This window comes from Streptomyces marokkonensis (genome assembly GCF_008312835.1).
Classification (GTDB): Bacteria; Actinomycetota; Actinomycetes; order Streptomycetales; family Streptomycetaceae; genus Streptomyces; species Streptomyces marokkonensis_A.
In genome coordinates this window covers 74,149-85,936 of the sequence record NZ_VSKS01000017.1, presented here as the reverse complement: position 1 = coordinate 85,936, position 11,788 = coordinate 74,149, and the positions used below count along the sequence as shown (strand labels likewise).

9 protein-coding genes and 4 pseudogenes are annotated in these 11,788 nt (G+C 68.8%); 4 read left to right on the top strand and 9 right to left on the bottom strand.

What is annotated here, in order from left to right; translation table 11 throughout:
* Positions 1–229: 229 nt before the first annotated feature.
* Positions 230–643, bottom strand: a pseudogene (locus F1615_RS37165) (hypothetical protein); the annotation flags it as partial.
* 303 nt (positions 644–946) lie between these two features.
* Between F1615_RS37165 and F1615_RS25955 the strand changes: the two are divergent.
* The 3 genes and pseudogenes from F1615_RS25955 to F1615_RS37160 all read left to right on the top strand — a co-directional run.
* Positions 947–2,365 carry an aldehyde dehydrogenase family protein gene (locus F1615_RS25955; protein ID WP_244328847.1) on the top strand — a complete coding sequence of 473 codons (1,419 nt, stop codon included), beginning with the start codon at positions 947–949 and terminating at the stop codon, positions 2,363–2,365.
* A 118-nt stretch (positions 2,366–2,483) separates the two neighbouring features.
* On the top strand, positions 2,484–3,200 hold the full coding sequence (locus tag F1615_RS25950) for a GntR family transcriptional regulator (RefSeq protein WP_149551487.1): 717 nt from the start codon (positions 2,484–2,486) through the stop codon (positions 3,198–3,200).
* Positions 3,201–3,738: 538 nt separating this feature from the next.
* Positions 3,739–4,144 (top strand): annotated as a pseudogene (locus F1615_RS37160) (IS982 family transposase); the annotation flags it as partial.
* On the opposite strand, the gene F1615_RS25945 reads toward F1615_RS37160, so the two are convergent.
* Genes F1615_RS25945 through F1615_RS25925 form a run of 5 tightly spaced genes read right to left on the bottom strand, consistent with a single transcriptional unit; the run spans position 4,134 to position 8,905 of the window.
* Positions 4,134–5,135, bottom strand: coding sequence for a proline racemase family protein (locus tag F1615_RS25945; RefSeq protein WP_149551486.1), 1,002 nt, complete (start codon positions 5,133–5,135; stop codon positions 4,134–4,136). The pseudogene F1615_RS37160 and the gene F1615_RS25945 overlap by 11 nt on opposite strands.
* A gap of 2 nt (positions 5,136–5,137) precedes the next feature.
* Positions 5,138–6,034, bottom strand: coding sequence for a dihydrodipicolinate synthase family protein (locus F1615_RS25940; protein ID WP_149551485.1), 897 nt, complete (start codon positions 6,032–6,034; stop codon positions 5,138–5,140).
* 45 nt (positions 6,035–6,079) lie between these two features.
* Positions 6,080–7,495, bottom strand: coding sequence for an NAD(P)/FAD-dependent oxidoreductase (locus tag F1615_RS25935; RefSeq protein WP_149551484.1), 1,416 nt, complete (start codon positions 7,493–7,495; stop codon positions 6,080–6,082).
* On the bottom strand, positions 7,488–7,742 hold the full coding sequence (locus F1615_RS25930; RefSeq protein WP_149551483.1) for a (2Fe-2S)-binding protein: 255 nt from the start codon (positions 7,740–7,742) through the stop codon (positions 7,488–7,490). Before F1615_RS25930 ends, F1615_RS25935 begins: the two co-directional genes overlap by 8 nt.
* The gene (locus F1615_RS25925) at positions 7,739–8,905 is read right to left on the bottom strand and encodes an NAD(P)/FAD-dependent oxidoreductase (protein WP_149551482.1); all 1,167 of its coding nucleotides are present in this window, start codon (positions 8,903–8,905) and stop codon (positions 7,739–7,741) included. The genes F1615_RS25930 and F1615_RS25925 overlap by 4 nt, the downstream gene beginning before the upstream one ends.
* Before the next feature lie 117 nt (positions 8,906–9,022).
* On the opposite strand from F1615_RS25925, the gene F1615_RS25920 reads away from it, so the two are divergent.
* Positions 9,023–10,606, top strand: coding sequence for an aldehyde dehydrogenase (NADP(+)) (locus F1615_RS25920; RefSeq protein WP_149551481.1), 1,584 nt, complete (start codon positions 9,023–9,025; stop codon positions 10,604–10,606).
* Between the two features lie 113 nt (positions 10,607–10,719).
* Here the strand turns inward: F1615_RS25920 and F1615_RS37155 are convergent.
* The 3 genes and pseudogenes from F1615_RS37155 to F1615_RS36460 all read right to left on the bottom strand — a co-directional run.
* Positions 10,720–10,915: pseudogene (locus F1615_RS37155) on the bottom strand (transposase); the annotation flags it as partial.
* 22 nt (positions 10,916–10,937) lie between these two features.
* Positions 10,938–11,159 (bottom strand): annotated as a pseudogene (locus F1615_RS37150) (flavin reductase family protein); the annotation flags it as partial.
* A 56-nt stretch (positions 11,160–11,215) separates the two neighbouring features.
* On the bottom strand, positions 11,216–11,521 hold the full coding sequence (locus F1615_RS36460) for a hypothetical protein (protein WP_244328860.1): 306 nt from the start codon (positions 11,519–11,521) through the stop codon (positions 11,216–11,218).
* Positions 11,522–11,788 lie beyond the last annotated feature (267 nt).

Sequence of the window (11,788 nt, the reverse complement as noted above, 5' to 3'; positions counted from 1 at the left end):
TCGAGGCTCGTGGTGGTGGCGCAACCTCGCGTTGCGGACGTGCGCGCCTACCGGCATGTGAACCGCGCGCCTGGGAGGGCGTCACCGGATCTGTGGCTCAGCGCCGAGTCGGCAGCCGGCGCGCGGCTCGGCCCGCCCAATGTCACTGTGGTGTGTGACATTGCACAGACCTTACCGGGTGATGTCACGGGATGGGAGTCCTGTCGTTGCTCGTAATGGAGGCGTGACTTTTCGAGCCGTCCGTGCTCGTGTGGAGTTTGCTGGTGAGTCCGCCCCGCGAGCGGCCCAGGCCCTCGCATCCCGCACCACCTCCACCAGCCGGGCGGGCAGGCTCTGCCACGGTGTTTCGCCCTGGTGTTCTGCCGTTCCGGCCCCCTGACGCGGGCGCCGGCGGCGGTTCGGTCCGGGCACAGGCCGTGTGCTGATGAGCCCGCACGACGGTGGAGTCCACCGAGATGTCCCAGTGGATCTCGCCCGCGGCGTCGGCAGGGGCCTTGACCTGTTGCAGCAGACGCTCCCACGTGCCGTCGGCCGACCGCAGACGGTGGCGTTCATGGACGGTCTTCTCGCCGCTGCACGCCGGGCGCACCAGGTGCAGGATCCCGTAGATCACCTGGCGGTGATCCCGCCATCGGCCACAACGACTGCCGCAGTCGTTCCCGGCCGACCCAGACATGAGTCATGTGACATATTACTATCGTGCCCGGAAACCCATCGGCGATGCCGCCACCTTTACGAGGCGTGTCGACGCCGCTGATCTTGACGACGTGGCTTCGTCCCCACCGGGCGTGTGCGGAGCGAAAGCCTACGTGCGGGCTCTCGCGAGAACCGACTCAGGCGGACGGCCTTACCCCGGTCGCGACGCGAACACAGGGCACCGACCAGACGACCTCCACGCTCGTCAGAAGGTCCCTGCCTACCACGACTTCATTCCGGAAGGCTCTCTGTGAACATCTTCCCCGGCCTGGTGGCCGACAGCGTGGTGATCTCCCACAATCCCTCCGACCCCAATGACGTGCTCATCGAGCTGTACGGCTGCAGCCCCGAGACCGTCACGCGGGCCGTGCAGCGGGCCGCCCGTGCCCAGCCTGCATGGCTCGCCGTCGGCGCAGCCGCACGATCTGCCGCCCTTCACCGCGTAGGGGACGCCCTGGAGGCCGCGCACGAAGAGCTGGCTGGGCTCCTTGTTCGAGAAGTCGGCAAACCGCTCACCGAGGCCCGCGAGGAAGTCACACGCGCGGTGGCGATCTGGCGCTATTACGCCCGGCTTCCCCAGGACGCCCCGAGAGCCGTTCACGAGCCGACCTCTGGACCAGGACTCCTGCTCACTCGCCGTCGTCCGCATGGCGTCGCCGGACTGATCACCTCGTGGCACTTTCCGCTGGCCGCGCCGTCCTGGAACGCGGCTCCTGCCCTGGCGGCCGGCAACACCGTGGTCGTCAAACCCGCGCCGGAGGCCACCGCGTGCGCCCTGCGCCTGGTGGAGATCCTGAAGGGAGTCCTCCCCCCGGACGTCCTGCAGATCGCCCCTGGAGGCCCCGAAGTCGGGGCCACTCTTGCCGGCCTGGCTGATGTGGTTTCCTTCACCGGATCGTCCGAAGTGGGGACCGCGGTGGTATGTGCCGCAGCGTCCCGCGGTGTGCCCGCACAAACGGAAGTGAGCGGACACAACGCGGCCGTAGTTCTACCGGACGCCAACGTGGCACGCGCCGCTGCTGACATCGCGGCTGCGATCGCCGGCCACGCAGGCCAGAAGCGCACCTCCACCAAAAGGGTGATCGCCGTGGACAGCGTTCTGCCGAAGCTGCGCGAGGCGTTGAGGCAGGCTTTCCAGAGCCTGTCTGCCCGCGATCCGAACACGACCGAAGCGGTGTGCGGCCCTCTCATTTCCAAGGCGGCTCGCGACCGTGTCATCCACGCCCGGGACAGCGCTCTCGCTTCTGGAGCCCACGTGCTGGCGGGGGACACCCGGGGCCGCTGCGAGCAGGTAGCGGGCTGGTACGTCGATCCCGTACTGCTGGAGAACGTGCCCGACGATCACGATCTGAACCGACGGCGGATTTCCGGCCCTGTCGCGGTGCTGTCAAAGGTGGTGGACTTCGACGGGGCGATCCGGGCCGCGAACAGCGGCCGCTGCGCGGTGGTGTCTTCCCTGCATACGAGCGATCTGGAAAAGGCGCTTTCGGCGGTCGACCGCCTGAACACCGCAATGGTGCGGGTGAACGCGCCGACCACCGGCGCCGAGTTCCTTCTGCCCCTCGAACGGGAGAAAGACCCCCGCAAAGTGTGGGAGAAGGAGCGCGCCACGATGGACTTCTACACCTCAACCCGAACGGTGTCCCTTCTGCCGACCGTGTCGGCCTGAGCCCGCCACAAGGAGGCGGCCTGCCCGGTGAGGCCTTGCCGACGGCACCGGGCAGGCCGCGAGGAGGTAGCGCAACGTGACATTGTATAGTGGGGTAACAAATACATGGAGGGATCCCATGAGCGAGTTGAAGCCCCGCACACTCATCTCGGTACAGAAGCATCTACGTGACCAGGTGGCCAACGCCCTCCGCGCGGCACTCATCGCAGGCGACCTCAAGCCCGGGGTGATCTACTCCGCCCCCACCCTTGCTGCCGAGTACGGAGTCTCCGCAACTCCGGTGCGCGAGGCCATGCTGGACCTGGCGCGAGAAGGCCTGGTTGAGGCCGTACGCAACAAAGGGTTCCGCGTCACCGAACTGTCCGAGCGCGACCTGGACGAGTTCACGGAGATTCGCTCCCTCATCGAGATCCCGACCGTCGGCCGGGTCACGCTGTCAGCCTCACGGGAACAGTTGGAGGCCCTACGTCCCGTGGCCGATGAGATCGTGGCCGCCGCACGTGCCGGCGACCTCATCGGCTACCTGGAATCGGACCGCCGCTTCCATCTCGATCTACTCGCCCTGGCAGGCAACTCGCGCCTCGTCGAGACTGTGGCCGACCTGCGCAAACGCTCCCGCCTCTACGGTCTGACGGAGCTCGCGGAAGCCGGGGCGCTGGTTGCCTCCGCACAGGAGCACACTGCATTGCTCGACCTCATGCTGTCCGGGGACGCCGCAGCAGCCGAGGAACATATGCGCCATCATCTTGCCCACGTTCGGACCTTGTGGGCAGCACGGAAACAGGAGGAGGCCGCAGAACGCAACGTCTCCAAGCGGACACTGGGCGCCCGTTGATCCTCAGGTCGCCCGCCCCCAGGCTTCCCGCGGGTGCGCTCCTAATCGGGCAGGTGAACGCACGGGAGCTCATGAAAAATCAGTGTCCCCCGCGCGTGCACGCGCGTTCAGGAGACAGCTCAGCCTTCGCCGCTCGCACGGAGCATGGCCACGGTGTGATTGGCACGGGACAGTTGTGCCCGAGGTGAGTAGATCTATGTCGCGTCTCACCGGCGATGCGTTCCGTCCAGCGGGCATGGACGCGGTTCGCGAACACCACGTCCTGGGCAGGAGCCGTTGGCGAGGGCCCTCGCAGTGACACAAGGGAGTGTCGATCACGACGTCGTCACGGCGCGGTGGGGCCGGCCACTAGATGATCAATTCCCTAGGGATGCCTGCGGAGGTTGCGGGGTGGGTGGCGGCCAGAGCCACCGCGAGACGGTCAGGCGGCGGGCTGCCAGCCCCGGTGGTCGATGTGGCAGCGAGCTGGCGCCGTGGCGCCCGCCGGTCTGATGCGAAGCGGCAATCGGATCCTGGCCGCCCACCTCGGTCTTCTGAGGGCTTGCGCCTGCACATGGTCTGCACACTTCAGGGCCTGCCCATCGCCTTCGCCCAGACCGGGGCCAGGGCCGACGAACGCGAGACCCTCCTTGACCTCCTGGGAGCCGATTGCGAGCTTCTGCGAGAGGCGCCCCCCGACAGACTTGCATCGGCCACGAGAACTACTAATGGGAACGGCCTGGTGCAGCCCTGTTCAAGCCGCTGCGGCAGGTCAGCGCTTCGATCAACGAGACCTTCAAGGGACAGCTTGACCTCGAACGGCACCGAGGGGCACACCCGGAGGGGTCATGGCCCGAGTCATGCAGCCCATCCTCGCGCTGACCGCCGCGATCCGGCACCACGAGGCCACCGGACAGCCCGTCCTACGATCACCGACCCCTTGGAACAGATCATCTAGAGGGTGAAGCCGGCCGGGTAGGGATCGGATGGATCGAGCAGGTACTGCGCGGTGCCGGTGATCCAGGCGCGGCCGGTGACGGACGGCAGGACGGCTGGCAGGCCTCCGACCACAGTCTCCGCCAGCACCCGCCCGACGAACCGGGAGCCGATGAACGACTCGTTGACGAAGTCCTGGCCGACCGGCAACTGGCCACGGGCGTGCAGCTGTGCCATGCGGGCACTGGTGCCCGTGCCGCAGGGCGACCTGTCGAACCAACCCGGGTGGATCGCCATGGCGTGCCGGGAGTGCTCCGCGGTCGATCCGGGAGCCTCGAGATAGACGTGATGACACACGTTGATCTCTGGGTTCTCCGGGTGGGACACCGGGTTCTGCTCGTTGATCGCTTCCATGACGGCCAGCCCGGCGTCGAGCAGCCGTTCTTTCTGCGCCCGGTCGAAGGGAATGCCGAGATCCTCGGTCCGGACAAAGGCGTAGAAGTTGCCGCCGTAGGCTATGTCGTAACGCACCGCTCCATATCCCGGCACGTCGACGACCTGGTCGAGGGCGTGGCAGTACGATGCGACATTCTCGAGGGTCACCGATTCGGCGTGGCCGTCGCGCACTCGCACCCGCGCCGTGACCAGTCCCGCCGGTGTGTCGAGCCGCACCAGGGTCTCCGGCTCGGCCACCTCGACCATGCCCGTCTCGACGAGGACCGTCGCGACGCCGATGGTCCCGTGCCCGCACATCGGCAGGCAGCCGGAGACTTCGATGAAGAGCACGCCGTAGTCGGCGTCCGGCCGGGTCGAAGGCTGCAGGATGGCCCCCGACATCGACGCGTGCCCGCGCGGCTCACACATGAGCAGGGTGCGCAGGTGGTCGCGTTCCGCGACGAACCGCTGCCGTCTCTCGAACATCGTGGCACCGGGAAGGACGCCCACACCTCCCGTGATCACGCGTGTGGGCATCCCCTCGGTGTGCGAGTCGACGGCGTGATAACACACGGTCGAGCGCATCGTCAGCTCACTCCGGCGTCGATGAGGGCCTGGGTGGCGGCGCGCACGACAGTCTCCGTCTCCGGGCCGAGCGGCTGTCGCGGCGGGCGGCAGCCACCCCCGCGGCGGCCGATCATCTCTTGGCCGAGCTTGATGGCCTGGACGAACTCGGTCTTGCTGTCCCACCGCAGAACCGGGTGCAGCTGACGGTAGAGCGGCAGTGCCGTCTCCAGATCACCCGTGACGGACGCCTCGTACAGTGCGAGGCAGGCCCGGGGGAAGACCTGGGGGTAACCGGCGACCCAGCCCTTGGCGCCGGCGATGCCGACCTCCAGCACGGTGTCGTCGGTACCGATCATGAGGTCGAGGCCGGGGGCCATCTCGGAGATCTCGTAGCAGCGCCGCACATCGCCTGAGAACTCCTTGACACCGACGATGAAGCCTTCGGCGTGCAGCTTGGCCAGCAGCTCCGGGCGCAAGTCCACCTTGGTGTCGATGGGGTTGTTGTACGCCGTGACGGGCAGGCCGACCGAAGCCACCAGTTCGAAATGCTCGAGGACCGCGCGGTCGTCGGCGCGGTAGGCGTTGGGCGGCAGGCACATGACCGCCTGACAGCCGGCGTCCTTGGCGAACTGGGCGTGCCGCTTGGCCTCCACACCGCTGTAGGCACCGACGCCCGGCATGACGGTGAACCCTTCGGGGGCGTTGGCCACTGCCGTTTCGACGACACGATCGCGCTCCTCGTACGTCAGCGTCTGGTACTCGCCCAGTGACCCGTTCGGCGCGACACCGTGCAGCCCCTGCTCTGCGAGCCAGGCGACACTCTCGCCGTAGGCGCCGAAACTGACCGTGAGATCGTCGTCGAACGGCAGGCTGGTTGCGACGATGACGCCGTGCCAGGGCATGCGGTTCTCTCTCATGAACACTCCTTGTCGGTTGTCATTGCTGTCCGTCGATGTCGACGGTCATCTGTCAAGGTCGGCGAGCGCCCCAAGGGTGACGGGCGTCGCGACAAGCCGTTCCGTGGGGTGGTAGGCCTGCTTCGGAGCCGCGAGGCAGTGAACGGCCGGTCCGCACATACGCCCCTGGCACCAGCCCATACCGGCGCGGGTCAGTTGTTTGACCTGGCGGTGATCACATGCACCCTCGGCGCGAACGGTCCTTATCACCCCCGCAGTCACCTCCTCACACCGGCACACGGTGGTTTCGTCGGTCAGCCACGAGGACCACGCCGGAGGAATCGGATGGGCAAGAGCCAGCGCTCGGGCGAAGGCACGCTGGGCGGCGACTGCGGAGCGCACTGCGGCCAGGCGCTTCGTCCCCAGCACGGGAGCGGCACCCGAGTCGGCGAGGACCGACTCCGCGGCCAGTCGGCCCTCACCCACCGCGAGTACCGCCCCGCCGACACCACACGTCTCTCCTGCGGCGTAGAGGCCGGGGACGGTGGTGCGCTGACCTTTGTCGACTGCTACCACCGCGTTGCCGTCCGCGGAGTTCGTGAGTGCGCAGCCAAGGGTGATGAGCAGGTCGAGCTGGGGTACGAAACCCCAGCCGACGCCGACGGCGTCGACCTCGATGCGTCGTTCCCTTCCCGGGCGCGGGCTGCCGTCCGACGCCAACGAAGCGATCCGGACCGACGTCACGCGTGCGCCTCCTTCGGCGCGGATGATGGCTGTGCGGGGACGGAGAGGGATGCGGTGGCGCACCAGCGTAAGGGCGTACCCGGCTCCCTCGGCCCATTTACCGGGGTTGCGCAGCAGCGGACCGGGGTGCCGCAGCCATGCCCGTGGGTGGGCCGCCTCACACACCGCGACCACCTCGACGCCACGCGCCGCGAGGCTCGTGGCGACCGGGAGCAGGAACGGACCGGTCCCGCCCAGTGCCACGCGGCTCCCGGCCGCGACCCCACCGCCCTTGAGCAGGGCCTGGAGACCGCCGATGGTGAGGACGCCCGGCAGGTCCCACCCAGGGAAGGGCAGTTGACGGTCGTAGGCGCCGGTTGCCACGAGGAGCCTCGGTGCGCGCAGGACCACGGCGATCTCCTGCGGCGCCTCCCGCCGGTCGACGGTATGGACCGCGAATCCGTCCTCCTCGCGGACCGCGGACCACACATGGTGATTCAGGCGCAGGTCGAGCTGCCCTTTCCGCGCGTGCACCGACAAGGTTTCGCAGAGGTCGTGGTATTCGCGCTGTCCGTGATGCAGGTCCTCGGTCGGAATGACCGATCGCGCGTGTTCCGGCGGGTGCCGCCAGAACTGACCGCCGACGGCGGTGCCCGAGTCGATGAGCACCACGCGCAGCCCACCGGTCAGAGCCGTGACCGCCGCGGCCATGCCGGCAGGGCCAGCACCCACAACGATGAGATCTGCCGGGTCACTCATCGGTACTCTCCTCAGTCGTGACGGTCATACCCTCACGTGCCGGGATCAGGCAGGCGCGCTGCCCGCCGACCCCGTCGATCGCCACGAGGCAGTCGAAGCAGACGCCGATCCCGCAGAAGACGCCACGCGGACGGTGCCCGACTCGGGTGGTGCGCCAGGAGACCCGTCCCGCCGCCACGAGGGCTGCGGCGACGGTCTGCCCCTCGACGAACGCCAGTGGTTTGCCGTCGATGATGAGCTCGCTCACTTCGACGTACCTCCGGAGGTGAAGAAGCGGTCGGGCAGAAGCCCGGTGTGCGCCGCCGGATCGGCGCCGCGCCAGGAGCGGCCGAGCAGGTGGGCCGTCACGAGTGCTCCGGTCGCGGGGGCGAGACCGATACCCGCGCCCTCGTGACCGCACGCATGGATGACCCCGGGGGCCCTCGGATCCGGTCCGATGACCGGGAGGTGGTCCGGGCAGTACGGCCGGAAACCGCGGTAGGTGCGGATCAGATGGATCCCCCGCAGGAAGGGAAACAGCCGGCAGGCCTGCGCCGCCAGTCGGGCGACCACGGCGGGATTCATCGTCGTATCGAAGCCGACGCGTTCCCGGCTGGCGCCGATAAGGATCGTGCCACCGCGGGTGCCCTCCACAACGCAGGAGGTCTCCAGCCCTGCGTCGGACGAGGCGACGTTGGCAACGTAGTCGGCCGAGTAGACTTTGTGCCGGACCATCCGCGGCAGCGGTTCGGTCACCAGAACGAACCCCCGGCGCGGTAGGACCTCGATGGACGCACCGAGCCGACGGCCGACTTCACCGCCCCACGTGCCGGCAGCGTTCACGACGGCATCGGCGGGCAGGACATCTCCGGCGACCGTCCGCACGCCGGTGAGCCGGTCTCCCCGCCCCATCACCGCAGCGGCGATCTCACCCGTGTGGAAGCGTGCGCCCCGTGCCACGGCGGCATGCAGCATCGCCGCCGCCGCCAGGACGGGCTGCACCTGTGCGTCCTGCGGATAGTGGATGCCACCGGGCAGCCCGGGCGCAAGGTGGGGTTCGATGTCGCGAACGTGCTCGACCGGCTCAGTGCGGACCCCGGCCGTCGCCTGCCGCAGGGCGAACCCGCGGAGGGCTGTGAGGCCTTCGGCGGTGCTTGCGACGACGAGGCCCCCTTTCGCCTCGAGCTCGATGGAGTCGGACCCGAGCTCCTCACCGGCCTCCTCCCACAGAGCGCGGCTCAGGCGAGCCAGATCGAGTTCGGGCCCCGGCTCCTTGTCAGAGAGGAGAACATTGCCTTCCCCACGACTGGTCGTCCCGGCGCCGACCGCCCCGCGGTCGACGACCGTGACGTCCAAGCCCGCCGAGGCGGCGTGGAAGGCGCACGCGGCGCCGACCACGCCCGCGCCCACGACGACAACCTTCGAAGTCATCGACCCTCCCCTCTGTGCAATGTCACATGCCATTGCTTAGGCTATACATCCGATCGACGCGAAGGCAACGCCAGCGGCGATACGACTTTCAACAGCAGGGTAGGAAGAGGAAGCACTGTGCATCTGACCGGAACCTCGATCGTGGCCGGCCGTGACATTCCCGGCGCGGGTGAGCCCTGGCGCGGCGTCCGAGCAGCGACGTCCGAGCCCCTGGGCCCCCCGCTGCGGGATGCCTCACCGGACCACGTTGCGCGGGCAGCCCGACAGGCTGCCTCTGCCGCACGCGAGTACCGCGCCTTGCCCAACCACCGCCGGGCTGCCTTTCTCGACGCCTGCGCGGAGGAGATCGAGGCACTCGGTGACGGCCTTCTGCACCTTGCGGCAAGCGAGTCCGGACTGCCACTGGATCGGTTGACCGGCGAACGCGGACGCACCTGCGGACAACTGCGCATGTTCGCGGAGCTGGTGCGGAGTGGGGACGCGCTCGGTGTCCGCGTGGACTCCGCGCTCCCTGACCGCCTGCCACTCGCTCGTGCGGACCTGCGCCTGCGTAAAATCCCCGTCGGCCCTGTCGCCGTGTTCGGTGCGAGCAACTTCCCGCTGGCCTTCTCCGTCGCCGGCGGTGACACCGCATCCGCACTGGCCGCGGGCTGCCCCGTCATAGCCAAGGCGCATCCGGCCCACCCGGGCACCAGCGAGCTCGTCGCCCGCGCCGTGGTCTCTGCCGCCGAGCGCACTGGCATGCCGGCCGGCGTCTTTTCGTTGCTCGTCGGCCGCGGCACAGAAGTAGGTCAGAACCTCGTGCGCGACCCACGGATCATGGCGGTTGGATTCACCGGTTCACGGGCCGGTGGAATGGCGTTGGTCCGAGCTGCGAACTCTCGGCCTGTGCCCATCCCGGTCCACGCCGAGATGTCGGCGGTCAATCCCGTGATCGTCCTCGACGAAGCCTTGGCCGACCCTGCCGCTCTTGCCGCCGCGTACGTGACGTCACTGACCAGCGGCTCAGGTCAGTTCTGCACGAATCCCGGGCTCCTGCTGCTGCCGACAGGTGCGGCAGGCGACGCCTTCTGCGCCGCCGTGGCTCGGACAGTGGCCGACACGACGGGGCGGGTCATGCTGACCCCGGGCATCACGGAGGCCTACGTCGAGGGGTCGAAACGGTGGGCGGCCGTTCATGGAGTCTCCACGCTGGCACAGGGAACGCCCGGGGAAAGCCCGTATGCACCGAGCCCCGTGGTCCTCGAATGCGACGTGGCGACCTATACGGCTCATGAGGACCTCACCGGTGAGGTCTTCGGCGCCGCCGGCCTCGTCGTACGGTGGTCCGGGCTCGAAGAACTCCTTGGCCTGCTGGAGGGCATGGATGGACAGTTGACAGCCACCATCCACGGTACGAACGCAGACCTGAAGACAGCCATGCGTCTGCTGCCCGTTCTGGAGGACCTTGCCGGACGCATCTTGTGGGGTGGCTGGCCGACGGGGGTTGAGGTCTGCAACGCCATGGTGCACGGCGGACCCTGGCCCGCGACGAGTGCACCCGGTACCACCAGTGTCGGAACGCTGGCCATCGAACGCTGGCTCCGTCCGGTCTGCTACCAGTCGTTCCCCGACGCTCTCCTTCCTGAGGAACTCCGAGCCATCAACCCGCTGGGAGTCACCCGACTCGTCGATGGCACACTCGAACTGAGGCCCAGGTAGGTGCTCTTGTACCTTCCCCACGACATTCAGACCAGGGTGTCGGCCATCTGAGAGGGCGTAAACCTCGCCGGTTCGGTTGGGGACGATGAGGCGTCGTTGAGGGGTAACTGTCGGGTGGCCGAAGCGATTTCGGTGTCGCGACGGAAGGCCGTGGCCAGTTCGTTTCTCCAGGGCCAGGTCGCCGATATCCGCAAGCGCAGGCGTCGGCCGCCGCGGGTGAGGCGGGCAGCGACGTGCAGCAGCCGGTAGCGGAGCTTCTTCGGCTGCAGTGGCCAGTTCCCCGTCCAGCAGCAGGACGCGCGTCCAAGCCGCGCTCCGCCGCCGGCCGCCGGGTGAAGCGGTCGATCAGGTCCCGCTGCTGCCAGCTCAGGATGTTGACGGCGAAGAGGCCGTGGTCGAGTGCCTGCCGTACGGTGCGGCCGCCGTTGGCGAGGGAGACGAGCAGCGAGGGCGGCTCGGTGGACAGCGAGAGCACCGCGCTCGCGGTGCAGCCGACGGGCCCGTCCGAGCCGTTGGTCGTGATCACAGCGACGCCGGTGGCGAGCTGCGCCATGGCGGTGCAGAACTCCTCACGGCCGGGCAGCGGGGTGCGGGTGGCGGTGGTCACGGTCACGTCACCGGGCTCCTTCCGGGGAGGGGGAGGGGGTGCGGAGGACGCCGGCGGCGGTCCGGTCCGCGGGGGTGCGCAGGAGTGCGGGGCGCGGCCCGCCGTGCCGTGTCCAGGGCGGCGGCGACGGCCCCGCGGTCGGTCTTGCGGTTGAGGTTGAGCGGCAGCTCCGGCAGACGCAGCAGGGTGCGCGGCACCATGTAGGCGGGCAGCCGTTCCTGCAACGCCTCCAACAGGGGCGCCGGATCGGGGGCGTTCCCGGTGCAGACCGCCTGCAGGACGGGCGCGGACAGGTCGGTACGTGCCACCACGACCGCGTTGGTGACACCGGGACGCGCGCGCAGGGCCTCCTCGACCTCGGCCAGCTCGACACGGTAGCCACTGATCTTGACCTGGCTGTCTAGGCGGCCCAGGTGCACCAGGCCTTCGCCGTCCCGGGCCACCCGGTCTCCGGTCCGGTACCAGTGGGCGTCGGTCAGCGGTCCGCTCTCGTAGGGGATCAGGCCCGTGCCGGGCTCGCCCGCGGCGAACCGGCCCGGGTCGTCCGCCGGGTCCAGGTAGCCGGGGAAGCGCTG

What these genes read in the sequence shown, in the direction of transcription:
- F1615_RS25950 (WP_149551487.1), top strand. Translation starts at nt 2,484, where the DNA reads ATGAGCGAGTTGAAGCCCCGCACACTCATCTCGGTACAGAAGCATCTA.
- F1615_RS25945 (WP_149551486.1), bottom strand. Translation starts at nt 5,135, where the DNA reads ATGCGCTCGACCGTGTGTTATCACGCCGTCGACTCGCACACCGAGGGG.
- F1615_RS25940 (WP_149551485.1), bottom strand. Translation starts at nt 6,034, where the DNA reads ATGAGAGAGAACCGCATGCCCTGGCACGGCGTCATCGTCGCAACCAGC.
- F1615_RS25935 (WP_149551484.1), bottom strand. Translation starts at nt 7,495, where the DNA reads ATGAGTGACCCGGCAGATCTCATCGTTGTGGGTGCTGGCCCTGCCGGC.
- F1615_RS25925 (WP_149551482.1), bottom strand. Translation starts at nt 8,905, where the DNA reads ATGACTTCGAAGGTTGTCGTCGTGGGCGCGGGCGTGGTCGGCGCCGCG.